This is a genomic window from Martinezella tropici (assembly GCF_008370325.1).
In the GTDB taxonomy this organism is placed as follows: Bacteria; Pseudomonadota; Alphaproteobacteria; order Rhizobiales; family Rhizobiaceae; genus Rhizobium; species Rhizobium tropici_B.
This window is the reverse complement of sequence record NZ_VNIP01000006.1, coordinates 1-21,516: the sequence shown is the minus strand read 5'-3', so window position 1 is coordinate 21,516 and position 21,516 is coordinate 1. Positions and strand designations below refer to the sequence as shown.

The 21,516-nt window shown below is 57.0% G+C and carries 28 protein-coding genes; 17 read left to right on the top strand and 11 right to left on the bottom strand.

Annotation, left to right across the window (positions count from 1 at the left end):
- Positions 1–169 precede the first annotated feature (169 nt).
- The 3 genes from FP026_RS08530 to FP026_RS08520 all read right to left on the bottom strand — a co-directional run bounded on the left by FP026_RS08530 (position 170) and on the right by FP026_RS08520 (position 3,124).
- On the bottom strand, positions 170–1,486 hold the full coding sequence (locus tag FP026_RS08530; protein WP_149634206.1) for an ABC transporter substrate-binding protein: 1,317 nt from the start codon (positions 1,484–1,486) through the stop codon (positions 170–172).
- 145 nt (positions 1,487–1,631) lie between these two features.
- Complete coding sequence (locus tag FP026_RS08525) at positions 1,632–2,585, bottom strand: sugar-binding transcriptional regulator (RefSeq protein ID WP_149634205.1); 954 nt, start codon at positions 2,583–2,585, stop codon at positions 1,632–1,634.
- An 83-nt stretch (positions 2,586–2,668) separates the two neighbouring features.
- Positions 2,669–3,124, bottom strand: a complete 456-nt coding sequence (locus tag FP026_RS08520) for an RbsD/FucU family protein (protein WP_149634204.1) — start codon at positions 3,122–3,124, stop codon at positions 2,669–2,671.
- Positions 3,125–3,347: 223 nt separating this feature from the next.
- On the opposite strand from FP026_RS08520, the gene FP026_RS08515 reads away from it, so the two are divergent.
- The 5 genes from FP026_RS08515 (at position 3,348) to FP026_RS08495 (ending at position 8,151) form a co-directional block, all read left to right on the top strand.
- Positions 3,348–4,007: a response regulator transcription factor gene (locus tag FP026_RS08515; RefSeq protein ID WP_149634203.1), complete on the top strand. Its 660-nt coding sequence runs from the start codon at positions 3,348–3,350 to the stop codon at positions 4,005–4,007.
- Positions 4,004–5,356, top strand: a complete 1,353-nt coding sequence (locus tag FP026_RS08510) for an ATP-binding protein (RefSeq protein WP_149634202.1) — start codon at positions 4,004–4,006, stop codon at positions 5,354–5,356. The genes FP026_RS08515 and FP026_RS08510 overlap by 4 nt, the downstream gene beginning before the upstream one ends.
- A gap of 86 nt (positions 5,357–5,442) precedes the next feature.
- Positions 5,443–6,369, top strand: a complete 927-nt coding sequence (locus FP026_RS08505; RefSeq protein WP_149634201.1) for an ROK family protein — start codon at positions 5,443–5,445, stop codon at positions 6,367–6,369.
- Entirely contained in the window at positions 6,359–7,069 is a 711-nt protein-coding gene (locus FP026_RS08500) for a copper homeostasis protein CutC (RefSeq protein ID WP_149634200.1), read from the top strand. The genes FP026_RS08505 and FP026_RS08500 overlap by 11 nt, the downstream gene beginning before the upstream one ends.
- Positions 7,070–7,272: 203 nt before the next feature.
- Positions 7,273–8,151, top strand: coding sequence for a DUF6030 family protein (locus tag FP026_RS08495; RefSeq protein ID WP_149634199.1), 879 nt, complete (start codon positions 7,273–7,275; stop codon positions 8,149–8,151).
- A gap of 158 nt (positions 8,152–8,309) precedes the next feature.
- Here the strand turns inward: FP026_RS08495 and FP026_RS08490 are convergent, their stop codons facing one another.
- The 6 genes from FP026_RS08490 to FP026_RS08465 all read right to left on the bottom strand — a co-directional run bounded on the left by FP026_RS08490 (position 8,310) and on the right by FP026_RS08465 (position 16,077).
- Positions 8,310–8,945, bottom strand: coding sequence for a glutathione S-transferase family protein (locus FP026_RS08490; RefSeq protein WP_149634198.1), 636 nt, complete (start codon positions 8,943–8,945; stop codon positions 8,310–8,312).
- 224 nt (positions 8,946–9,169) lie between these two features.
- Positions 9,170–10,720 (bottom strand): SpoVR family protein, encoded by a 1,551-nt coding sequence (locus FP026_RS08485; RefSeq protein ID WP_149634197.1) that lies wholly within the window; start codon positions 10,718–10,720, stop codon positions 9,170–9,172.
- On the bottom strand, positions 10,717–11,988 hold the full coding sequence (locus FP026_RS08480; protein ID WP_149634196.1) for a YeaH/YhbH family protein: 1,272 nt from the start codon (positions 11,986–11,988) through the stop codon (positions 10,717–10,719). The genes FP026_RS08485 and FP026_RS08480 overlap by 4 nt, the downstream gene beginning before the upstream one ends.
- An 18-nt stretch (positions 11,989–12,006) precedes the next feature.
- The gene (locus tag FP026_RS08475) at positions 12,007–13,953 is read right to left on the bottom strand and encodes a PrkA family serine protein kinase (protein WP_149634195.1); all 1,947 of its coding nucleotides are present in this window, start codon (positions 13,951–13,953) and stop codon (positions 12,007–12,009) included.
- Between the two features lie 439 nt (positions 13,954–14,392).
- On the bottom strand, positions 14,393–15,643 hold the full coding sequence (locus FP026_RS08470; RefSeq protein WP_149634194.1) for a tyrosine-type recombinase/integrase: 1,251 nt from the start codon (positions 15,641–15,643) through the stop codon (positions 14,393–14,395).
- 89 nt (positions 15,644–15,732) lie between these two features.
- On the bottom strand, positions 15,733–16,077 hold the full coding sequence (locus FP026_RS08465) for an Arc family DNA-binding protein (protein WP_149634193.1): 345 nt from the start codon (positions 16,075–16,077) through the stop codon (positions 15,733–15,735).
- Positions 16,078–16,187: 110 nt separating this feature from the next.
- Between FP026_RS08465 and FP026_RS08460 the strand changes: the two genes are divergently transcribed.
- From FP026_RS08460 to FP026_RS08430, 7 genes are all read left to right on the top strand, one after another.
- Positions 16,188–16,376 (top strand): DNA-binding protein, encoded by a 189-nt coding sequence (locus FP026_RS08460; protein ID WP_149634192.1) that lies wholly within the window; start codon positions 16,188–16,190, stop codon positions 16,374–16,376.
- Entirely contained in the window at positions 16,373–16,720 is a 348-nt protein-coding gene (locus FP026_RS08455) for a hypothetical protein (protein ID WP_149634191.1), read from the top strand. The genes FP026_RS08460 and FP026_RS08455 overlap by 4 nt, the downstream gene beginning before the upstream one ends.
- Positions 16,717–17,007 carry a hypothetical protein gene (locus tag FP026_RS08450; RefSeq protein WP_149634190.1) on the top strand — a complete coding sequence of 97 codons (291 nt, stop codon included), beginning with the start codon at positions 16,717–16,719 and terminating at the stop codon, positions 17,005–17,007. Before FP026_RS08455 ends, FP026_RS08450 begins: the two co-directional genes overlap by 4 nt.
- Positions 17,000–17,281: a hypothetical protein gene (locus FP026_RS08445; RefSeq protein WP_149634189.1), complete on the top strand. Its 282-nt coding sequence runs from the start codon at positions 17,000–17,002 to the stop codon at positions 17,279–17,281. Before FP026_RS08450 ends, FP026_RS08445 begins: the two co-directional genes overlap by 8 nt.
- Complete coding sequence (locus FP026_RS08440) at positions 17,278–17,475, top strand: hypothetical protein (protein WP_149634188.1); 198 nt, start codon at positions 17,278–17,280, stop codon at positions 17,473–17,475. Before FP026_RS08445 ends, FP026_RS08440 begins: the two co-directional genes overlap by 4 nt.
- The gene (locus FP026_RS08435; RefSeq protein WP_149634187.1) at positions 17,472–17,999 is read left to right on the top strand and encodes a hypothetical protein; all 528 of its coding nucleotides are present in this window, start codon (positions 17,472–17,474) and stop codon (positions 17,997–17,999) included. Before FP026_RS08440 ends, FP026_RS08435 begins: the two co-directional genes overlap by 4 nt.
- A gap of 92 nt (positions 18,000–18,091) precedes the next feature.
- Entirely contained in the window at positions 18,092–18,403 is a 312-nt protein-coding gene (locus tag FP026_RS08430) for a DUF6074 family protein (protein WP_149634186.1), read from the top strand.
- An 11-nt stretch (positions 18,404–18,414) separates the two neighbouring features.
- Here FP026_RS08430 and FP026_RS08425 read toward each other — a convergent pair whose 3' ends face one another.
- Entirely contained in the window at positions 18,415–18,645 is a 231-nt protein-coding gene (locus FP026_RS08425) for a DUF2188 domain-containing protein (RefSeq protein WP_149634185.1), read from the bottom strand.
- Between the two features lie 235 nt (positions 18,646–18,880).
- Here FP026_RS08425 and FP026_RS08420 point away from each other — a divergent pair, with 235 nt between their 5' ends.
- A complete protein-coding gene (locus FP026_RS08420; RefSeq protein ID WP_149634184.1) occupies positions 18,881–19,516 on the top strand; it encodes a DUF4145 domain-containing protein in 636 nt (211 codons plus the stop codon).
- On the top strand, positions 19,485–19,661 hold the full coding sequence (locus tag FP026_RS30175; RefSeq protein WP_188112540.1) for a hypothetical protein: 177 nt from the start codon (positions 19,485–19,487) through the stop codon (positions 19,659–19,661). Before FP026_RS08420 ends, FP026_RS30175 begins: the two co-directional genes overlap by 32 nt.
- Positions 19,662–19,768: 107 nt before the next feature.
- Here FP026_RS30175 and FP026_RS08415 read toward each other — a convergent pair whose 3' ends face one another.
- Positions 19,769–20,074, bottom strand: a complete 306-nt coding sequence (locus FP026_RS08415) for a hypothetical protein (protein ID WP_149634183.1) — start codon at positions 20,072–20,074, stop codon at positions 19,769–19,771.
- A 234-nt stretch (positions 20,075–20,308) separates the two neighbouring features.
- On the opposite strand from FP026_RS08415, the gene FP026_RS08410 reads away from it, so the two are divergent.
- The 3 genes from FP026_RS08410 (at position 20,309) to FP026_RS08400 (ending at position 21,458) form a co-directional block, all read left to right on the top strand.
- Complete coding sequence (locus FP026_RS08410; RefSeq protein ID WP_149634182.1) at positions 20,309–20,596, top strand: type II toxin-antitoxin system RelE/ParE family toxin; 288 nt, start codon at positions 20,309–20,311, stop codon at positions 20,594–20,596.
- A complete protein-coding gene (locus tag FP026_RS08405; protein WP_149634181.1) occupies positions 20,597–20,893 on the top strand; it encodes an addiction module antidote protein in 297 nt (98 codons plus the stop codon). It begins immediately after the preceding gene.
- Between the two features lie 91 nt (positions 20,894–20,984).
- Positions 20,985–21,458, top strand: a complete 474-nt coding sequence (locus FP026_RS08400; protein WP_149634180.1) for a hypothetical protein — start codon at positions 20,985–20,987, stop codon at positions 21,456–21,458.
- Positions 21,459–21,516 lie beyond the last annotated feature (58 nt).

The following is a 21,516-nucleotide window of genomic DNA, read 5'->3' as shown; positions in this document are numbered from 1 at the left end:
GCCTAGAGCATGATGCCGAAAAGTGTAAGCGGTTTTCGGTCGACATCATGCTCTGCCAATTTAGTCCTAGAGCGGATTCTGATTTTGGGTCGTTCAACCTAAAATCATCCGGCTCTAGGGGAAAGCAGTGCTCGAGAGGGTGCACTGCTTTCCTTAGCTTCGAAGGCTCTTACTTCGGATAGCCGGCCTTCTTCATTTCGCGTTCCGTCAGCTGCTGGGCAGCCTTGAGCGCCTGATCGACCGAGATCTGGCCGGCAAGAGCGGCCGAGAACTGCTGGCCGACAGCCGTGCCGATGCCCTGGAATTCGGGGATGGCGACGAACTGGACGCCGACATAGGGAACGGGCTTGACGGTCGGATGCGTCGGATCAGCCGAGTTGATCGAGTCGAGCGTCATCTTCGCGAAAGGCGCTGCCTTCTGGTAGTCCGCATTCGAGTAGAGCGACGTGCGGGTGCCGGGAGGTGCGTTCAGCCAGCCTTCCTTCTGTGCCACAAGGTTGGTGTATTCCTTGCTGGTGGCCCAGGAAATGAACTTCTCCGCGGCTTCGGTCTTCTTCGAGGAAGCCGGGATGGCGAGGTTCCATGCCCAGAGCCAGTTGCCGCGCTTGCCGAGGCCCTTATCCGGCGCCAAAGCGAAGCCGACCTTGTCGGCGACCTTCGAGTCCTTCGGATCGGAGACGAAGGAGGCCGCAACCGTCGCGTCGATCCACATGCCGCACTTGCCGGACTGGAACAGGGCCAGGTTTTCGTTGAAGCCGTTGGAGGAAGCGCCCGGAGGGCCGGCATCCTTCATGAGCTTGACGTAGAAGCTCAGCGTGTCCTTCCATTCCGGCTGGTCGAACTGTGCCTTCCACTTCTCGTCGAACCAGCGGGCACCGAACGAATTCGACATGGCCGTCAGGAATGCCATGTTCTCGCCCCAGCCTGCCTTGCCGCGAAGGCAGATGCCGTAGACTTCATGGTCCTTGTCGGTGATCTTGCGGGCTGCATCGGCGACGAAGTCCCAGGTCGGGGCGTCCGGCATCTTCAGGCCGGCCTTCTCGAACAGGTCCTTGCGATACATCACCATCGAGCTTTCGCCATAGAACGGTGCTGCATAGAGCTTGCCGTCGGTGGTCAGACCGCTGCGAATGGCCGGGAGAAGGTCATCCACCGCATAGTCCTTGTCGGCGGAAAGCTTGTCGAGCGGCGCGAGCCAGCCGAGCTTGCTCCAGATCGGCACTTCATAGGTGCCGATGGTCAGCACGTCGTACTGGCCGGCCTTGGTAGCGATGTCGGTCGTAACCTTCTGGCGCAATACGTTTTCTTCAAGCGTGACCCATTGCAGATCGATACCGGGGTTCTTGGCTTTGAAATCGTCCGTAAGCTTCTGCATACGAACCATGTCGCCGTTATTGACCGTCGCAATCGTAAGGGTTTCCGCGGACGCCAGGCCGGCAAACATCAGCGCCGAGCAGGCGCTCAGCAATAAAGTTTTCAATTTCATATCTTCCTCCCAGAAGACTAAAAATGAGCATTCGCTTTGCTCGTGGGCAATTACTCGCTTATTGCGACAAAATGTCAATGCGAATTCGTTGCTGCATTGCCGAGCAAGCAACCCATCTCTTTGTTTTTACGGAAAAATTTTTTGCTCAATCCCTGAGCAAAAATTCAGCAACTGCCTCGTCGGTGATCAAACCGTTGATTTGCCGGCCGACAACCGCAGCCTTGATCGCCTCGAACTTGCGTCTTCCCTTGGCGATTCCGATGACCGAACAGGTGTCCCGGGATGGTATCGGCGCGCTTGCGACGCGATCATTGACATCATCAGGCATAAGCTTGCCATCGCCATCGAAAAGCCAGCCGCAGATCTCGCCGGCAGCGCCGCGGTTCATGAGCGCCAGCATCTCCTCTCTCTCGAGGAAACCGTCGAGGCAGAGCGGCGCTTCGATGCCCATTTCACCGATACCGACGAAGGTCACGTCGGCCTGGGCGCTGATATCCAGCGTCGAGCGTACCAGCGCCTGCGCATGCAGGAGTTCGCGTTCTTCGGCCGATGATACCAGCACCGGCAGCGGCATCGGAAAATGCCGCGCCTTGATGACGTCGGCCATGCTGAAAATGACGTTGTAATAGGCGGCTGAGCCGTCCGGGCCGATATTGCCGGTCAACGACACCACCCGGTGCTGCAGACATTCGATGGCCGGCAGTTGATCGACCGCGGCCTTCAGCGTGCGGCCCGTGCCGATCGCCAATACGATCGGATCGCTGCGCCGCAGCCAGCGCTCGATTTCGGCGGCTCCGGCTTCGGCAATGCCGATGGTCGATGATGTGCTGTCCGGATCGCCCGGCACGACATCGACATGGCGGAGACCGAATTTCGCTTTCAGCGCCGTGGCATATTCCAGACAGGCGGCGATCGGATGATCCAGCCGCACCTTGATCAGCCGCTCGGCAACGGCAAGCGATACCAGCCTCTGCGCCGACTGGCGGGAGATTCCCATTGCGACCGCAATCTCGTCCTGCGTCCGGCCGGCGACGTAATAGAGCCATCCGGCCCGCGCCGCATCGTCAAGCCGCCCCTGGGAATCCAGCTTTCTCGCCATCGCATTCCTTTATCGAAACAGCGCCCGATCCTCGGCCCTGTGCCCGCGATCCGGACCAAGTGATCCAGACCGAACGTGCCGGATCACTCAGTTTCCGGCGGGATGACGCCCTTGGTCAAGGTGAAACAACCATAGAAGCGGCGTTCGCCGGTCTGAATGACGCAGTAGGCATCCTTGGCACGCTCATAGAAGGCGTAGCGCTCGACCGGCGTCAGCGGCCAATGCTTGCCTTCGGCCTTGTCGATCGCAGCCTGCACCTCGTGCTGAACCTGCGGCACTTCGTCAGGCGCACCAACCACTTCCATGCGCGTTGCGGCATCGTCGATGAACGTGTCGAGAGGCATCAACGACAGTATGGCGGCAACCGCGTCGGCAGCCGGCACGTTGTCGATGCGCAGCAGCTCGCCCAGAACCGTCTGGCTTGCAATGGCTTCAGCGGGGAAATTCGTATCGACCACGACGAGCATGTCGCCATGTCCCATCGATTTCAGCGCATAGAGCACGTCAGCATTCAACAGCGGCGAAATTCCCTTCAGCATGACCGAGCATCCTCCAATGGCCTGCGCGACCATTCTGCGGCCGCTTCGTTCTCCGCGCAAACAAGTAACCATCGCGTTCCTGTCTGTCCATAGGCACCGGGAACGTTTTCGGCGGATGGATACCCGAAGAACTGTGCATCCAGGCGTGGCTTATTTCGGCCGTTATTGACCCGATAGCTTCGTCGGCATTAACTGAAGCGCGTTCAATAGTTGAGAGGTGCAGGTGCGCATTCTTCTGGTAGAGGACGATGACACGATCGGCGGCGCGGTTCGCGACCATATCGCGGCAGGCCCGCACGCCGTCGACTGGGTCAGGAATCTCACCGATGCCGATGAGGTTACCAGCGCCGTGCAGTATGGCCTTGTCCTTTTGGATCTGCAGCTTCCCGACGGCAGCGGCATCGATTTTTTGAAGCGGCTGCGCCGCAGGCCAAACGAAACGCCCGTCATCATCCTCACGGCGCGCGACCAGATTTCCGACCGCATCGAGGGATTGAACAGCGGCGCCGATGACTATCTCGTCAAGCCGTTCAATCTCGGCGAGCTCACGGCCCGTATCCTGGCGGTAGCCCGCCGCTATACCGGCAGCCCGCAGCCGACCATTCGCTTTGCCGATCTTGAAATCGACCAGCCGCAACGGCGTGTCCGGCTGGAGGGCAAGGATGTAGTGCTGACAGGGCGCGAATGGGCCGTGCTCGATCTGCTGGTTGCAAGGCCCGGCGCCATCGTCTCGAAGGACAAGATAGAGGAAGCCCTCTATGCCTTCGGCTCCGAGATCGAGAGCAATACGGTGGAAGTCTATGTCAGCCGTCTGCGCAAGAAGATCGGCAGGGACCGGATCCGGACGGCACGCGGCGTCGGCTATTGCCTGGGTGAGCGATGACGCAGCAGAAAGGCCCAAGCCGCGCCAGCATAACCCGTCGCCTGATCGCAGCACTCACCGGGACCGTCGTCGTCTTCTGGCTGATTGCAGTCGGTATCGGCGTCTATGTGGTCAACAAGGAACTCTCCGAGACCTTCGACGGCGCGCTGCAGGAAACCGCCGAACGGCTGATGCCCCTGGTGCTTGACGATCTCGCCAATCGCGACCATTCGGGTGACCCGCAAAGCCTGGAAGAACTCAACAAGGGGCTGAACCGCGAATATCTGACCTACCAGGTACTGGATGCGAACGGCAAGGTCATCCTGCACTCCCACGATGCCCCGGCAACGGCCTATGACGTGCCGCTGAAAATCGGCTTCCACAATACGCCGCGATACCGGATATACACGGAATCATCGGCTGACGGCACGATCTTCCTCCATGTCGCGGATGCCTTCAAGAATCGCCGCGAAGCATCCCGCGAAAGCGGCGTTGCATTGCTTTGGCCGCTGCTTGCCCTCATTCCCGCGAGCATCGTCGCCATAGGCTTCGTCGTCGGTCGGTCGCTGAGGCCCATCGACCGACTGCGATCGCAGATTGCCACCAAGGACAGTGGCAATATGGCGCCATTGGACAGCGAGACGCTGCCGCGTGAGCTGCAGCCGATTGCGCGTTCCGTCAATCTGCTGCTCGACCGCCTGCGCCTGGCCCTCGAAGCCGAGCGGGAATTCACCGCCAACAGCGCTCATGAGCTGCGCACCCCTATCGCGGGCGCGCTCGCCCAGACCCAGCGCCTGATCGCCGAACTGCCGCAGGGACCTCTGACAGACCGCGCCGGCCGCATCGAGACATCGCTTTCCAATCTGGGGCGGCTGGCGGAAAAACTGCTGCAGCTCTCCCGCGCTCAAGCCGGCATCGGTGCGGGCGATAAACCGGCCGACCTAGTGGCGATCATCGAAACCGTCATCGGCGATTATGACCGCGACAGCGCCACGGCCGGCCGCGTCCAGCTGGAAAATGACGCAAGGGTGAAATTGATCCGCAATGTCGATATCGACGCCTTTGCAATCGTCATGCGCAATCTTATCGAAAATGCGTTGATCCATGGCCCGGACGGCGGCGACGTGACGGTCCAGGTCGATGATCGCGCCATCCGCGTCGTCAATGGTGGCACCGTGCTTTCCGCAAATGAACTTGCTGGCCTAAAAAAGCGTTTTCGGCGCGGCAAGACGAAAGCGGCAGGTTCCGGCCTCGGCCTCTCGATCGTCGAGCGTATCGTCGAGCAGATCGGCGGACATCTCGATCTGCTGTCACCCGCGACGGGCAAGGCCGACGGCTTCGAAGCCAGGATCACGCTGCCGGCCGATTGACGATGGCGCGGCCCGGCAAGGATTGATCTTGCAAAGACCGGTAAAGGGTGCGAGCAAGGCCGCATGTTTCCAGCGGGTCGATATTCATGATCGTTTCCTTCGACATCGGCGGCAGCGCCATCAAGGGCGGCATCGCCCGCTCCATGACGGATATCGTGCCGCTGGCACGGCGCCCCACGCCCAAGCATGATTTTGCCGAATTCGTCGCGGTCCTGCGCGATGTCATCGCGGAAGCAGGCGAAAAACCGGACTGCCTCTCCTTCTCCATCGCCGGCGTGGTCGATCCCGATACGCAGGCGCTGACCTGCGCCAATATCCCTTGCATCCATGCCCGGCACCTCGCCGCCGATTTGGAAGCGGAACTCGGCTATCCCGTGCTGATCGCCAATGATGCCGATTGCTTCGCCATGGCTGAGGCCATGTCCGGCGCCGGCCGCGGCCATCGCATCGTATTCGGCGCCATTCTCGGCACCGGCGTCGGCGGCGGCCTGGTGGCCGACGGCCGGCTGGTCAACGCCGCCGGCGGCTTTGCCGGGGAATGGGGCCACGGTCCCATCATCGCCTCCTTTGCCGGCAATCCGCCTGTCGCCATCCCCGCCTATCCCTGCGGTTGCGGCCAGAGGGGCTGCGTCGATACGGTCGGCGGCGCCCGCGGCATCGAACGCCTGCACAAGACGCTTCATGGCCTGGACCTTTCCAGCGAAGAAATCATCGACCAATGGCGGAAGGGCGACGAGCGCGCGGAACGCACGATCGATGTCATGGTTGACCTGGTCGCCTCGCCGCTTGCTTTGACGGTCAATATAACGGGCGCAACCATCGTTCCGGTCGGCGGCGGTCTTTCCAATGTCGAACCGCTGCTTGCGCGCTTGGATGAGGCGGTGCGGACCCGCATCCTGCGCAAGTTCGGCCGGCCTCTCGTCGTACCCAGTGAGTGCAAGCTGGAGCCGGGCCTCATCGGCGCCGCTTTGTTGGGCCTGCAACATGCCGGGGAGCGCGGCCATGCTGCTTGAGGTCTGCGTCGAGGATATTATCGGACTGAAAGCCGCCGTCGCGGGCGGCGGCGACCGTATCGAGCTTTGCAGCGCGCTCGCCGTCGGCGGCTTGACGCCAAGCGCTGGGCTGATGGCAGAGGCCGCGAAGATGCCCGTCCCCGCCTACGCCATCATCCGCCCGCGCGCCGGCAACTTCGTCTATTCGGCTGATGAGCTCGACGTCATGAAACGCGACATCGACGCAGCCCGCAATGCCGGGCTGCGGGGCGTCGTGCTTGGCGCCTCTCTACCGGACGGGCGCTTGGATTTTGATGCGCTTGCCATCCTCACCGCCCATGCGGAAGGTCTCGGCACGACGCTGCATCGCGCCTTCGATGTTGTCCCTGGTGTCACCGAGGCCGTGGAAATGGCCGTCAAGCTCGGTTTCGAGCGCATCCTGACGTCGGGCGGCGCCAAGACCGCCGCGGAGGGCGTTGACATGCTCGAACGAACGATTGCCGCAGCCGCTGGTCGGATCTCCATCATGCCCGGCTCCGGCGTCACGCTCGCAACCGTCGGCCGGCTATGGCCGCGATTGCAAATAACCGAGATCCATGCCTCCTGCTCCGCAGCCTTTGTCGAGCCGGACGAGCGCGTCGTCGCCCTCGGCTTCTCGGCGCCGTCAGTGCGCCGCACGGATGCCGCGACCGTCAAGGCGCTCAAGACGTATTTCGCCTGAAGCCCTGCGAAAAGCCAGGGGCCTGAAACGCGAGATGTGAGCCGGAAGAACCACGACGCACTTTGGACAAGGTCATGAATTGACGAAGAAACATTAGAATGATCAATCGTTCATAAACGCATATGCTGTAGCCACGTATTGGCTGCGCAACATATAGTTATCGCGGCCAGCAGGTTTCCTCGGGAGCAGCTGAGATCTGAACCATGTCGGTGGCGCCACCTCGCAAGAAAAGCAGGGCTGTCTTCTGGATTGCGACGATCGTCGTCGGTTCGATCATCCTGGCGACCGCGCTTCTTGCCAATGACATGCGTAACCTCAGGGCGCTGGACAGCCGCTATCATCTCAACCTGTTTCCCCAGCCGGAACAACAGCCGGCACCTTTACCGCCGAAGCCCGCCCAAGCACTGCAGCCGGCACATGTCGCCGCGGCAAACACTCAAGCCGAACATGCGCCGGCGGCAGCAACCGGAGCGCCGAGGCACGATCGCATAAAGCCGACGAGTGATAAATCTTCGGCAAGGAGATCCCATCTGCTGGACGCTCCCGTCGACGCCTTGCTGAGCGCCTTCGTGCGCAGCTGGCGGATATCGGGCCAAACGCTTTGCGCCGATCTCGAAAAGTTCGGCTTGCCCGTAGGCGAATGGCGGCAAAGCGAATTGGGCGTCGGCACATCGGAATGCAGCTATGCCGTCCAGAAGGGCGCCTACGGCAACGCGAACGCGGCGTCTTTCTTCATCATCGCGCGCGGCAAGCCGACCGGCGAACTCGAGACCATCCGCATCAAGGTGATCATGCCCGACAATGACGATGGCAAGGCCATCGCCAGCACCTTCGTCGACACTGTCGTCCTGCTGCTGAACGAGACCCATTGGCTGGATTTCCAGGCGGCGCTGAATGCGATCGGCACGCTTCAGGATGTGACGCTGCAGGCCTTCGGCGCCAAGCTCGCCTTTTTCAAGGAATTCCAGAGCAACAACAATTTCAACCTTCAGCTCGAATTGCGCAGAACGACGCCGGAGCAGATCCGAACCGGCCTTGTCTTCGACAAGGCGCGCTGGACCCTTCCCTCTCCCTCCAAGTAGGCGCGTACTCCTTGAGTACGATGGCGCATCATTGATCCTGAGTCGTCAGGAAGACGATGCATTCCTGTTGACGGCAGATTTTCCTCTTATAGAACGGCGATCACGATTTTATCGCGAAAGTCGGGCGATGCGCGACAAACAAGTTCCGGGAAAGTGCCTCATTCCCATAGTGAGATATTTTCTTGAGAAAGCGCGTTTTGAACGGCCGGCCGGTCTTCAAGACGACGGGCATGTTTGGTCCACGCTGGATAGCTGCTTTGCATGCCTATGTGCATCCGATTTCCCCATCGATAGAACACCAGCAGATATGGATCGACCACGGAGTAGTGGTCTCCCACTACCCAGAGGCGCTCTTTCATTCTGCTTTCGATAAGCGCGAAGGCTGAAGAAAGATGCTGCTTGCCCTTGGCGATCAACGAATCATACTCGCCATCGTCGGTGAAATAGTCGGGCCGCCAAATCATTCGAACAGCGACGGCATGCACCGTGCCTGACAGCCAGTTAAACCATTCGATTGATCGAACAATTGCTTCTGGGGCAGTACTCAAGAGCTTGGCACTTGGGTTGGTTAGCCCGAGATGGACAAGGATTGCCGGCGCTTCCGTCAGGATAAAATTGTCAGCGGTGAGGACGGGAATGCGGCCTTTCGGGTTTAGTCGGCGGAATTGATCAGTTTTAGTTTCTGGATGCCCCGGAGACATCAAAACAAGTGAGTAAGGTTCGCCGATTTCCTCTAGTACGATGTGAGGAGCGAAAGAGCATGAGCCCGGTGCGGCATGCAGAGTGTATACCATCTGATCCTCGAATAGATGCTGTGAAAACGCCGATGAAAGCGACAGTTTTACGACTGAATTCCGCGAAAAAATCAGCGTTTCGCGACGAATGAGTGCGGACAATGCTTCACGAAGATATTTCCATCAAGATAAACCGCCCCAAATACCGATACCGCAGCCGATTAGCACCAGCATCAAGTTGGATTCCACATTTCGGTTAAGGACTGGGATGGCGATCGGGGCTTTTACGCCGCAAGCGCCGAGGCGCGGGGATGGACGAGATGATCGCGAAGCACCGTGCCCGAACGGTCGACTTCCTGCATCAGCACGTCGTAACTCCAGAGGTCGGCTAGGTGCTGTAGCACGCGCTTGGCATCCATATCGTCAAGCAGCGCGCCATTCAGCACCGTGTGCCTGACGATCAGCTTTCTATCGCCGGCAAGATCGACATCGACGATCTCGATATGCGGATCGATCCAGCCGACATCATATTGCCGAGACAATTCCCGCCGGATGCGCCGGTAGCCGCGCTCGTCGTGAATGGCGGCAACCCTCAGCCCCTCTTCCTCTTCCGGATCGTCGGTCAACTGGAACATGCGCATCTGGCGCATCAGGTGCGGGCTCAGGAATTGCGCCACGAAACTCTCGTCGCGATAATTCGCCCAAAGGTCCCGCAGCACCGCCATGGCATCGCCGGTGCCGGCAATCTCGGGGAACCATTGACGATCCTCTTCCTTCGGCCTCGTCACGATGCGCTCGATGTCCTGCATCATGGCAAAGCCGATCGCGTAAGGGTTGAGGCCGGAATAGCGCGGATCGTTGAAGGTCGGCTGGAAAACCACATTGGTATGCGATTTCAGGAACTCCAGGAAATCGCCGTCGCCAATGCCGCCAAGCTCGTGCAGCCGCGTCATGATGCGATAATGCACGTAGGTCGCCGTGCCCTCGTTCATCACCTTGGTCTGGCTCTGCGGATAGAAATATTGGGCAACATGCCGCACGATGCGGATGATCTCGCGCTGCCAGGGTTTCAGGCGCGGCGCCATCTTTTCCAGGAAATAGAGAATATTCTCCTGCGGCAGTCCGGCTAGCGCGCGCCGCCGCTCCAGATCGAGGTCTTGGGTCTTCTTGCCCGGCCCGGCCGGAACCGTGCGCCAGAGATCGTTGAAGATCTTCTCATCATATTCGCGCCGCTCGCGCTCGCGCTTTTCCTCCTCGCGCAGATCCGGCGTCTTCCTGCCGGCATAGCGGTGCACGCCATGCGACATCAGCGCATGCGCGGCATCCATCGTGCGCTCGACAGCCGCATGGCCGTAGCGTTCCTCGCAGCGCGCGACATAGCTCTTGGCGAAGTTGAGGTAGTCGAGAATGCCTTTGGCATCGGTCCAGAGCTTGAAGAGATAGTTGTTCTTGAAGAAGTGGTTGTGGCCGAAGGCGGCATGCGCGATGACAAGAGCCTGCATCGTCGCCGTGTTCTCTTCCATCAGATAGGAGATGCAAGGGGAACTGTTGATGACGATCTCATAGGCGAGCCCGCGCAGGCCTTTGCGATAGAAGGCCTCGTGGTGGGCGAAGTGCTTGCCGAAGGACCAGTGCTTGTAGAACAGCGGCATGCCGATCGAGGAATAAACGTCGAGCATCTGCTCGGCGGTGATGATCTCGATCTGATTGGGATAGACATCGAGACCAAGCTCGTTGATGGCGATCTTTTCGCAGGCATTGTGAATCCGCTGGATGGTGGCGAAATCCCAGTCCGCACCCTCGAAAAGCCGCTCCATCGATGCCTTTGCCATCATCCGCTCCTTGTTTCCGCCGTCCGGCGCTGGAAGAGATCGTGGAAGACCGGGTAGATCTGGCTGCGATCGCTGACACGCCGCATCGAAAGCACCGGCCATCCCGCCTGCATCCGCTCATACAGCGACCAGATCGCCGAACCGGACGAGATCGCGACGCTGCGCGATTCACCCACTTCGAGATAGGCAAAATACTGGCAGACGGGCAGGATTTCGCTCGCCATCAGCGCCGCCGTCGTCGCATTGTCGGAATAGGCATTGTCGCCGTCCGAGGCTTGCGCTGCGTAGATGTTCCAGTCCGAGGCGGGGAAACGATCACGCACGATCCGCCGCATGGCTTCGAGAGCGCTCGAAACCTGCGTGCCGCCCGTCGCCGGGCTGCGGAAGAAGGTCTCCTCGTCCACCTCCTCGGCGACGTCGGTATGGCGGATGAAGACGATCTCGACACGGCGGTATTGTCTCGTCAGGAAGATGTAGAGCAGCATGTAGAAACGCTTGGCAAGATCCTTCATGTGCTCGGTCATCGAGCCGGATACGTCCATCAGGCAGAACATGACGGCCTGTGCCACCGGCTTCGGCTCGTTCTCGAAACGGCGATAGCGAATGTCGATCGGATCGATATAGGGAATGCGCCGGACCTTCGATTCCAGCCTCTTGATTTCGGCCTCGAGCTGCGCGCGGCGTATCTCGTCCTTGCACTCTTCCGCCTCTTCGATGAGCTTTTCGACTGTTTCCGGTTTCGGACGATGCAGCGCCACGCGGCGCATCATCGCAAGCCGCATCGTGCGGTTGATCGCAAGATTGGCGGGCGATCCCGTCACCGAATAACCTGCCCGCACCGGGTTGATCTGGTCCGCCGACATCAGCCGCCGCTTGGCGAGGTCGGGCAGTTCGAGATCGTCGAGAAAGAGATCGAGAAATTCATCCCGCGTCAGAATGAAGCGGAAGGCATCCTCGCCGGTGCCGTCACCGCCGGCGCGCGGCCTGCCGTCGCCGCCCTCCGGCCGCGGCAGGATATCGCCTTCGATGAAGTCCTTATTACCGGGAAGAATATGTTCCTTGAGGCCCTCCGGGCCGCGATGGAACCGAGGCTCCTCGGTCCCATCAAGGGGAATGCTGATTTCGCCACCTTTCAGGATGTCCTGAATGTCGCGATTTTGAGAGGATTCATAGACCGCTCTCTGCACCAGCGCTTTTGCTCTACGCAAAAATCGTTGACGATTCTCCAGACTTTTACCGCCTGGGTTCAGGCGTCTGTCAACAATGTGCATTCCTTCTTCCTTGGTGGCTCATCCCGCCTGTTTCACACGCATGTACCATTCCACAAGCCGCCGAACCTGGCGCTCGGTATATCCCCGCGCAACCATGCGCTCGACGAATTCGCCATGTTTCTTTTCGGACTCGCCGTCCTTCTTGGACCCGAACGAAATGACCGGCAAAAGATCCTCGACCTGGGAGAACATCCGCTTTTCGATGACTTCGCGGATCTTCTCGTAGCTCGTCCAGGACGGGTTCTTGCCGCCATGGCTCGCCCGCGCCCGCAGGCAGAACTTGACGACTTCGTTGCGGAAATCCTTCGGATTGGCGATACCCGCCGGCTTTTCGATCTTGGTGAGCTCCTGGTTCAGAAGCTCGCGGTCGAGAAGCTGGCCCGTATCGGGATCCTTGAAGTCCACATCCTCGATCCAGGCGTCGGCATAGTCGACATAGCGGTCGAAGAGGTTCTGGCCGTAATCCGCATAGGATTCCAGATAGGCCTTCTGGATCTCGTTGCCGATGAACTCCGCATAGCGCGGCCCGAGTTCGCTCTTGATAAATTCGATATAGAGCTTCTCGGTTTCAAGCGGCAGCTGTTCCCGGCGGATTGCCTGCTCCAGCATGTACATCAGATGCACCGGATCGGCGCCGACCTCGGTCGTGTCATAGTTGAAGGTCGCCGCCAGCACCTTGAAGGCAAAACGGGTGGAAGCCCCGTCCATGCCTTCGTCGACACCGGCCGAATCGCGATATTCCTGCACACTGCGCGCTCTCGGATCGGTCTCCTTCAGACTTTCGCCGTCATAGACCCGAAGCTTGGAGAAGGCCGTCGAGTTCTCGTGCTTGGAAAGCCGCGTCAGAACCGTGAAGCGGGCGAGCGTCTCCAGTGTCGACGGCGCACAGGGAGCGTCGCTGAGTTCGGATTCCTCGATCAGCTTCTCGTAGATCTTCTGCTCTTCGGTGACCCGCAGGCAATAGGGCACTTTCACGACACAGATGCGGTCGATGAATGCCTCATTGTTCTTGTTGGCCTTGAATGTCTGCCATTCCGATTCGTTGGAGTGAGCAAGGATGATGCCGGAGAAGGGTATCGCCCCGATGTTTTCGGTGCCGATATAGTTGCCTTCCTGGGTTGCCGTCAGCAACGGATGCAGCATCTTGATCGGCGCCTTGAACATCTCGACGAATTCGAGAATGCCCTGGTTGGCGCGGTTCAACGCACCGGAATAGCTGTAGGCGTCGGGGTCGTTCTGCGCCAGGCTTTCGAGCTTGCGGATATCCACCTTGCCGACCAGCGAGGAGATATCCTGGTTGTTCTCGTCACCCGGCTCCGTCTTGGCAACAGCAATCTGGCGCAGCCGCGAAGGCTGTATCCGAACCACCTTGAAGCGGGAAATATCGCCCTCGAATTCCTCGAGACGCTTGAGGCACCAGGGACTCATGAGCCCGGTCAGGCGCCGGCGGGGAATACCATAACGTTCCTCGATCATCGGCCCCATGGTGACGGGGTCGAACAGGCTGAGCGGGCTTTCGAAGACCGGGCTCAATTCGTTGCCGGCCTTCAGCACATAAATGGGATGCACCTCCATCAGCGACTTCAGCCGCTCGGCGAGCGAGGATTTGCCGCCGCCGACAGGCCCGAGCAGATAGAGGATCTGTTTGCGTTCTTCCAGGCCTTGGGCCGCATGGCGGAAGAAGGCGACGATGCGTTCGATCGTCTCTTCCATGCCGAAAAAACCAGAGAAGGCCGGGTAAGTCCGGATGGTCCGGTTCATGAAGATACGCCCAAGCCTTGTATCCTTGGCCGTATCGATCAGCAGTGGTTCACCCATGGCTGCCAGCAGCCGCTCTGCCGCATTTGCGTACATGAGCGGATCATCCCGGCACGCTTCCAGGTATTCTGAGAATGACATCTCGACTTCGCGCCGTGCTTCGAAAGAACGGGCGAACGTGTTGAATAGCACATCGTTGTTTAACATGGCGCCTCGGTAGCTTGCTATTGCAATTAACGCCGGCTTTTACGAGATCACTTTATCCCGCTGTATCTAAGGTGCGGTATGAATCGCTTCGAATCAATAGGTGATCTGTCAATAATTCGTACGCTTGATTCCGAATGTCATCAATATCTTGATGGGATCATGCACCGAATTAATGAAACACAACCATAAGATTGTTGCGATCAAAACAACACAATCATAACGTTTTGCTTCCATGACAAGCATGCTCATTGGGCATTCACGGGAAAACCCTCTGAACGAGGAATTGATCGAAGCCGGCGTCGAGCTTCATTGTCCGCATGATTTGGGAGAAAAGATGGTGCCCAGAGCCGGAATCGAACCAGCGACACGCGGATTTTCAATCTTATAATCTTCCAGCATTCTCAGGCAATTTAACGATTCATGTTGCATCTGTGTCGCATCAACCTAGCAGGGAACGCTCTGCTGCAGCCAGTTCATCGGCATCATCGCCCCTCGGGAACAGGTGTCCATAGACGTCCATCGTCATCACGATCGACGAATGACCAAGCCGTTCCTGAACGACTTTCGGAGGTAGACCAAGGCCGCCGTCCTCGGTACGGTTGATGCACCACGACGCATAAAAATGGCGTAGGGCATGCATCCCCGTGTATTTAGCATTCAAAATCGGCTGACCGTCCTTATCCTTTTCACCGAGATCGATCGCTACGCCTGCGGCAATTTGGACAGGGATCAGGCCACGATTGATTATGTTGGCCAGCGACTCGACGTTTCCGCTACCATTGGGAAAGACCAAGTGGGCGTCTTTGGTTTCCTCTCGAATTGGCTCCCCCTCCTCATCTCTCTTTCCGGATACGGGTCGTGGATATGACAGCTTCCATTCCTTGAGGGTATTCATGACCATAGGGGGCGCAGGAATCGTTCGCTCTCCTGCTTCAGACTTCGGCCGGCCGATTTCATTGTAACGATCGGCGCGCTGATGGACACGGATCTGGCGCTTGTCGAAATCTACGTCGCTCCAGCGCAGGCCACGCAGTTCCGAAGCGCGAAGGCCACAGAAGATCGCCGTGAGGATCAGAGGCCGCCAGCGGCCCTCCAGAGCCCCTACAATGGCCTTCACCTCTTCCCTGGCTGGAATATCTACCCCGACCTTGAGTTTGCCTTTCTGGCGCTTCTCTTGACGTTTGTCTTTGCCCTTGCGGCGCCGGCCGGTCATGTCTCTGACGACGTTACGAGCGACTTTGCCGCGCTCCTGCGCATCGGCCAAAAGTGACCCGAGACTCACCAGCACTTTACGGACCATCACGGGAGAGCGACCTTCATCGCGCAGCTTATCCTCAAACGCTCGAACCGTCGGAACATTCAGCTCCGAAAGCTTCGTTTTGCCGAGGAACGGTGCGATGTGAAGTCTGAGGTGCTGGCCATACTGGTCGATCGTCGATTGTTCGAGATTGGCCGCTTGGGCACTTTTTATCCAAAGCTCGCCGGCTGCTTCCATCGAGATACTGGCACTATCCGCGACGTGTGTTCCTTCACGCACTTCGACCTTAGCAGTCGATATGAAGGCGTCGGCATCTTTCTTTCGATCGAAGGTTTTCAGGCGCCGGATGCCCTGCCCGTCAACGTAATCCGCTACCCAGGCTTCCTTCTCGACGCCCTTGGCAGTCGTCCATTTGCGCTTGCGGATAGACATTGCGGAATCCCTTCAACACGGAGCGAATGATATTCGCTGTAACTATGTTGCATTATGTCGCGATAAATCCGCTTGTCAACAAGCCGTAATCAAGTCTGGCTTACGCGGGAAAGAGCTTTTTCCAAATTCGATATTCGCTCTTCCACCTCCCGCATATATTGCCTTACCTCCTCATTTTCCTTCTCATCCTCTCGTTCTTTTTTGGCCGCAGCTGTGAGATCCTGAACCATTCCCGTCAACCGGTTAATGATCGTTTCATTTTCGCGATCCTTGTCGCGCAGATAGGCAATCTCGTCCTCATTGGAAAATGAGGACTCAAGCCGAGATACAATTTCAGCATTCACTGATCGACCATTCGCCTTTGCGGCATTTGTCACTAGGGCTTTCAACTCCTCGGTCAATCTGAGCTTCAGTTGGGGATCTTCGCGGGCCATTGTCTCATCCTTACCATTCCAAATCTTATGCACCACCGTGGTCTTGACAGCAAGTCACCACGGTGGTTTCATGATCACCGTGGTTACTTTGTGGTTGCACGGAGAGGTTAATGAATAGCAATATCACTTCGATGGAACTGGTCTGGGGCGGCGAGGAAATTGCGAAACTCATCGGCCGTTCCCGCCGCATCACTTTCCATCTGTTGGAAAAAGGCGAACTCCCCGCCAAAAAGGTTGGTGGCCGCTGGGTCGCTGAACGCAGCAAGCTCATCGCCTTCTTCATGGAGACGGCGGCGTGAAAATTCAAAACTCAACCATAGAAACGGAAAAGTCCGGCAGCGACGGCAATCGCTCCGGACCACGGTTCAATCATCCCGAGAAGGAAAGAAATATGAACAGTTCAGAACATAGCACCGGCGCCGACGGAAAGCCAGCCGGTATGCAGAACACGGCCCGAGACAAGAGCGATCCTGCGGAAGACCTCTTCACGGCACGAGCTTTTGTCCTCACCGTCTGGTTGGCGATGAAGTCCCAGGACTTTGAGGAGAACGGGGGCGCGGACGCACTATTTCTTGCCGGAACACTCTATGAAGCGTTCGAGCGCATAAGCCGTGCCCAGCGCACCTTGGAGGCGCTGTCATGATCGAGTTGCTCCACGTCGACGACACGCTCTCCGAGGCCAAAATATTCACGCATGCCATTTACTTGGCGGCCGCCGGCCTGAATGACAAGCAAGACATAAACGCGATCCAAGTGATTGCTTGCGAGATATCCGATCGCCTTTCTAAGGCGCGCGACATGCTCGATGAGATCCGCGAAAAGCCGACAAGCGTCGCTGACCTCGATCCTAGCCGGATGCTGGAAGCTATCCGGGCAGAGAAAACGCGACGGGCTGCGCTCAAAGCTGCGGAGGATAATGCCAATGGCTAATTACTCCTCTCCCTCAGTTCTGCAGCACCGTCGCTCCGAGTTAGAGGCCCGCATCGAGGAGATGATCGCCCTGCTCGATATCCTCGATGGCGACTGCCACCTCGAAGACAACGGTGACGATGAACTGTCTCTTGGAGCTTCGGGGCCTTATGTGAAGGGCAAATTCGAATGCGATCTCGAACAGGATCCGGCAGAGATGGGCATCGCCGATCGAGATGCGCTCGACCTTTTTCTGTGCGATTTTCCGATAGCGAACGGAGGTCGTGCCGCATGACCGATCTCACCGCCCCCGAACATCAACACAGCGAGGCCGTCGTCGAGGCGGCCCAGTGGCTGGCGGAGCAAAATCCCCCGCCACATCCAACCATACCGGCTCTGCGTAGCCGCTTCGGTCTATCGGCCGTTGAAGCATGCGATGCCGCAGCCTTGTCCCATCGATACCGCATCTTCAGAAAGGCGAATGCATGAACCAGCATAAGCGCAAAGTTCGCAAGCCGACAGGCGAGCGTTTCTTTCAGATGCATCAATGGCTGGTGATGTCCGAGGCATGGAAGGCCGCCACCGTCTATGAGCGCTGCCTCTACATGGAGCTCAAGCAGCGTTACAACGGTCAGAACAATGGCGATATCGCTCTCTCACACAGGGAAGCGATGGACGCGCTGAACTGCAGCAACAAGCCAATAGCGGAGGCCTTTCGGGGCCTCCTTGATAAAGGCTTTATCAAAGTCGCGATGGTCGGATCTTTCCATTGGAAGGCGAAGACAGCCGGGGGCCGCTCAACACGATGGATATTGACCGAACTCGCCGTCGATCAGCCAGAGCGGTCACTGGTGCCGACGAAGGATTTCATGCAATGGCGCCCAGCCTCGGAAGAAAAACAACGGTATGCCCACGGCACACGTATGGCGGTATCTGATACCACCGCTCAGGAGCACATGGTGGTACCAGGGCATACCATAAAACCGAAAGTGTATGCCCATGGCACACGATAAGTCCCATTTTCAGGGTATAAGTGTATGCCCTCGTACCACAGTATATAATATAACCATATCATGCGCTCAAAGTGGCGCTTCGGAGGTGCAGCATGCGTGAACATGATCTCCCCCTCTTTGCTTGGAAACCTGCTTGTAAGATCGTTCTCTTTCCCATGGTAGCCCGTGTCGGAAAAGTTCGCGACGTCGCCTCTAAGATGCTCGACAAGGCGACCGATCGGCACGCCGATTACTATCGCCGGCAGGTCACGGAAGCCCTCATATCGCAACTCGATCGCACCGGTATTCCCGAGAACGAGCAAGACGAACAGCTCGGCGCCTTCTGGGACGCTGTCCAGAATGAAATGATCCGGCAGTGCTATGGCAGCGGCGCTCTCGGGAACGATCCTAGGGGTGCGGCCTAGTCCCTAAATGATCAACCACGTGGCGGATATGGATCGTGGCCATAAGTCCATTCAGTCTGCCACTTACCATCCCGCCCTTGGACAAGCACCTGAGCATCGAGGCCGTTTTTTCCGGAACTATGTGCTGCATCAACTGCGGCTTTCATTGCTGCAGCTTGGGTGTCGTAAGGATAGTCCTTATCCAAGTGGCGAATCTTCCACTTAGCTCCATCTCTAAGAATATAGTACTCCGCTCTTGCCATCTTGTCCTCCTCCACTGGATGCATAGAGAATGGCAATCAATCTACCATGAGTCGAGTCATTTTCTATTTGGCAACTAACCGTCTCCCGCCGCGCATCGATGGTAAGGTAATCAGCTATCCAAGAAGCGTTGCATGAGCAATCTCATCATTTCCGCTTCTCCCATTTGCGTTTGACAAACGAAAAATGGCCCGCTGATATTCCACAGGTACTTTTCAGATTCGGTGGGGAAACAGCGTGACGAGCGACAGCGAAATCGGAAAAACCTTAAAAGCTTATTGTTCCGAGTGCCGTGGTGATCGCAACTGCGAAATTCGTGGCCATTACGCTGAGCGAGGTGACGATTACGTTTATCAATGGCATTGTGATTGGTATCTGTTGACCTGCCGCGGCTGTGATCACGTTTTCGCCCAATCTGTTAGCACAAATTCCGAGGATATCGATTATGATTACGACGCAAATGGAAACCTCATAGGAACCCATAGCGAAACCATTCGAAGTTGGCCGGCTAAATCAAAACGTGATAGGCCTGAATGGTTTTCACAAGGCGTAGTCGAAACCGATCTCAAGGATACGGTTGCGTTAAATGCTTCATTGGCAGAACTCTACGGCGCACTTGACCATGACTTGAAGGTCCTCGCTTCTATTGGAATGAGGACATCCTTTGACATTGCCGCTGAAATCCTGGGGATCGAGCCTAACAAACGCTTTGAACAAAAGGTCGAGGAGCTCGTCCAAAAAGGACTCATCAAGGAGTCAGAAAAAGATCACATCGACATTCTTGTTGACGCTGGCAGCGCATCGAGGTTGGCAACCGAAAGTGAGCGACTTGGACGCGCTAATGGATACTCTGGAGGATTTTATTTACAATAATATGGTGCTACCCGCGCGAAAGAAGGCTGCAGCAGAGAAAATTGCGAAGGTGAAGGCGAAGGTGAAGGTGAAGGTGAAGGTGAAGGTGAAGGTACCCCCAAGGAAGAAGGTATCCAAGGAAAAAAAGACAGCTGCAAAGGTTTGATACTTGTTAGATCTGTGTGGTTGAGGCCGCCTTGCGGCGATCTTGGGGGCCAGCAACGACTTATTGCTGCGCCCTACCCTGGAAGACATGGGGTGCCAACGCTGAAGTCACTTGTGCTCAAATGAACACAATGGCGTCTTAAGGAATTTATCTCCACCGTCAGTTACCAACCAATGTTTCACATCCCCAGTCGGCACGCCAGAGTATTTGCTTATGAGAGCGCTAGCATATTTTGACGCTTGCTCCTGGCCTTCAAAGGCAAAGTTCGTCGTAGCCATTAGGCAGAGCCCTAGGCGCGTCATCTCTATATCGAGCTCTTTATCCTTATTTAGGAATGTGAGGTATGAGCCGCCAGCCGCAGCTAAAGCGCCGACTATGGCACCGATTACACCCGCTACAAGCTCCTTGTTCATTACACAACCTCTGTACCGATTGACGACAAATTCTTCACATAGCGTTTAAAGATTTACGCCAAGTAACTAATTTAAAGCGTACTATCGGCAAATCCCTGAATTGCCATTCACCGCCAGCTGGCAACCAAGCGCCAAATCTTTGCGATGTGCACATTGCGAAAAGTGGGTGGCGCTCAAAATGACGGAAGCGTCATTTTCCTTGACCTCAGCAAAAGTGTGAACTATAGATTACATATGATCGAAGTTCGCCAAACTGAGGTTTTCGCAGAGTGGTTCCAATCCTTGAAGGACCGACCCACTAGAATTCGAATTCAAAAGCGCATCGATCGGCTTCCTTATGGACTTCTCGGCGATGCTAAATTCTTCAACGGGATCGGCGAACTTCGCCTCGACTTCGGGCCTGGATATCGCATCTACTTCGTCCAACGGGGCAATGAACTCATTATCCTTCTCTCGGGCGGCGATAAAGGCTCGCAGGAGTCGGATATTAAGCGCGCCATTGAAATGGCAAAGGAGGTTTAAATGACTATTAAAACCATCCCTTGGGACCCCACTGCTCTCCTCACCAGTGACGAGGCTATTCAAGAATATCTTGAAATAGCTTTCGAAGATGGTGACGTCACTGATATTGCTATTGCTCTCGGCAACATCGCGAAGGCCAAAGGCATGACGCATGTTGCCAAAGAGGCCGGCATTACTCGTGAGGCGCTTTACAAGTCCCTTAGCGAAAAGGGAGACCCGAAGCTTTCTACCCTTCTTGGGGTGATGAAAGCTCTCGGCCTTCAGCTCACCGTAATCCCAGCCCACGAGGCCGCTTGAGCACGACCCACCTTTTATTCCATGAAGGTGGGTTTCCTCATCTCGACTTTTACGCGACTTAAGATAATGATACCTTCCCTCGGAGGGTGTAGTGGTGCGGGCTGGCTTAATTGCACTGGGTCTTGTTATTTCGATGGCTGGCGCCGCAGGCCTAGCTCAAGCAGATGACGACACAATCAAAGTCGACATCCCAGGGCACGGGACATACCGCATTGGCACCCCGTCGGTTCACAACTTTTCAAAATTGATGTTTGCTTCAAGCGGTGGCTATTCCCAATATGCAATGGGAACCGACGCCGGCTTAATCTCATTCGTAGGCGGCAAGGATTTTCAACCTAGCGCCTCAGAGTACATTCTTGATGTGAGCCAAATTATAAGCGTCAACCCCAACATGCAGATGAACCACCTTAAAGCGAGTGGGCAATGCGTTATGCGGCAATCGGAAGCTGGCGATATTGTATTCTCAGTTGAATGCCATGCCGTTACAGATTTGGGTGATGCCGAAATGACCTATAAGGGGAACGGCAAGAAAGTGACGATTACACACGGCACTTCTACTCCTTAAATGAACGTCAAACTTCCAAATCCCCAAGCAGTTCATCGTAAGCGCCAAGGCGGGGCCG

Bases quoted from the DNA above. Each gene is read 5' to 3' on its own strand.
- FP026_RS08495 (WP_149634199.1), top strand. From the start codon at position 7,273: ATGTCGGTGGCGCCACCTCGCAAGAAAAGCAGGGCTGTCTTCTGGATT.
- FP026_RS08425 (WP_149634185.1), bottom strand. From the start codon at position 18,645: ATGGCAAGAGCGGAGTACTATATTCTTAGAGATGGAGCTAAGTGGAAG.
- FP026_RS08450 (WP_149634190.1), top strand. From the start codon at position 16,717: ATGATCGAGTTGCTCCACGTCGACGACACGCTCTCCGAGGCCAAAATA.
- FP026_RS08460 (WP_149634192.1), top strand. From the start codon at position 16,188: ATGAATAGCAATATCACTTCGATGGAACTGGTCTGGGGCGGCGAGGAA.
- FP026_RS08440 (WP_149634188.1), top strand. From the start codon at position 17,278: ATGACCGATCTCACCGCCCCCGAACATCAACACAGCGAGGCCGTCGTC.
- FP026_RS08410 (WP_149634182.1), top strand. From the start codon at position 20,309: ATGATCGAAGTTCGCCAAACTGAGGTTTTCGCAGAGTGGTTCCAATCC.
- FP026_RS08465 (WP_149634193.1), bottom strand. From the start codon at position 16,077: ATGGCCCGCGAAGATCCCCAACTGAAGCTCAGATTGACCGAGGAGTTG.
- FP026_RS08435 (WP_149634187.1), top strand. From the start codon at position 17,472: ATGAACCAGCATAAGCGCAAAGTTCGCAAGCCGACAGGCGAGCGTTTC.
- FP026_RS08525 (WP_149634205.1), bottom strand. From the start codon at position 2,585: ATGGCGAGAAAGCTGGATTCCCAGGGGCGGCTTGACGATGCGGCGCGG.
- FP026_RS08405 (WP_149634181.1), top strand. From the start codon at position 20,597: ATGACTATTAAAACCATCCCTTGGGACCCCACTGCTCTCCTCACCAGT.
- FP026_RS08475 (WP_149634195.1), bottom strand. From the start codon at position 13,953: ATGTTAAACAACGATGTGCTATTCAACACGTTCGCCCGTTCTTTCGAA.
- FP026_RS30175 (WP_188112540.1), top strand. From the start codon at position 19,485: ATGGATACTCTGGAGGATTTTATTTACAATAATATGGTGCTACCCGCG.
- FP026_RS08480 (WP_149634196.1), bottom strand. From the start codon at position 11,988: ATGCACATTGTTGACAGACGCCTGAACCCAGGCGGTAAAAGTCTGGAG.
- FP026_RS08510 (WP_149634202.1), top strand. From the start codon at position 4,004: ATGACGCAGCAGAAAGGCCCAAGCCGCGCCAGCATAACCCGTCGCCTG.
- FP026_RS08505 (WP_149634201.1), top strand. From the start codon at position 5,443: ATGATCGTTTCCTTCGACATCGGCGGCAGCGCCATCAAGGGCGGCATC.
- FP026_RS08520 (WP_149634204.1), bottom strand. From the start codon at position 3,124: ATGCTGAAGGGAATTTCGCCGCTGTTGAATGCTGACGTGCTCTATGCG.
- FP026_RS08500 (WP_149634200.1), top strand. From the start codon at position 6,359: ATGCTGCTTGAGGTCTGCGTCGAGGATATTATCGGACTGAAAGCCGCC.
- FP026_RS08490 (WP_149634198.1), bottom strand. From the start codon at position 8,945: ATGGTATACACTCTGCATGCCGCACCGGGCTCATGCTCTTTCGCTCCT.
- FP026_RS08430 (WP_149634186.1), top strand. From the start codon at position 18,092: ATGCGTGAACATGATCTCCCCCTCTTTGCTTGGAAACCTGCTTGTAAG.
- FP026_RS08415 (WP_149634183.1), bottom strand. From the start codon at position 20,074: ATGAACAAGGAGCTTGTAGCGGGTGTAATCGGTGCCATAGTCGGCGCT.
- FP026_RS08485 (WP_149634197.1), bottom strand. From the start codon at position 10,720: ATGATGGCAAAGGCATCGATGGAGCGGCTTTTCGAGGGTGCGGACTGG.
- FP026_RS08530 (WP_149634206.1), bottom strand. From the start codon at position 1,486: ATGAAATTGAAAACTTTATTGCTGAGCGCCTGCTCGGCGCTGATGTTT.
- FP026_RS08445 (WP_149634189.1), top strand. From the start codon at position 17,000: ATGGCTAATTACTCCTCTCCCTCAGTTCTGCAGCACCGTCGCTCCGAG.
- FP026_RS08470 (WP_149634194.1), bottom strand. From the start codon at position 15,643: ATGTCTATCCGCAAGCGCAAATGGACGACTGCCAAGGGCGTCGAGAAG.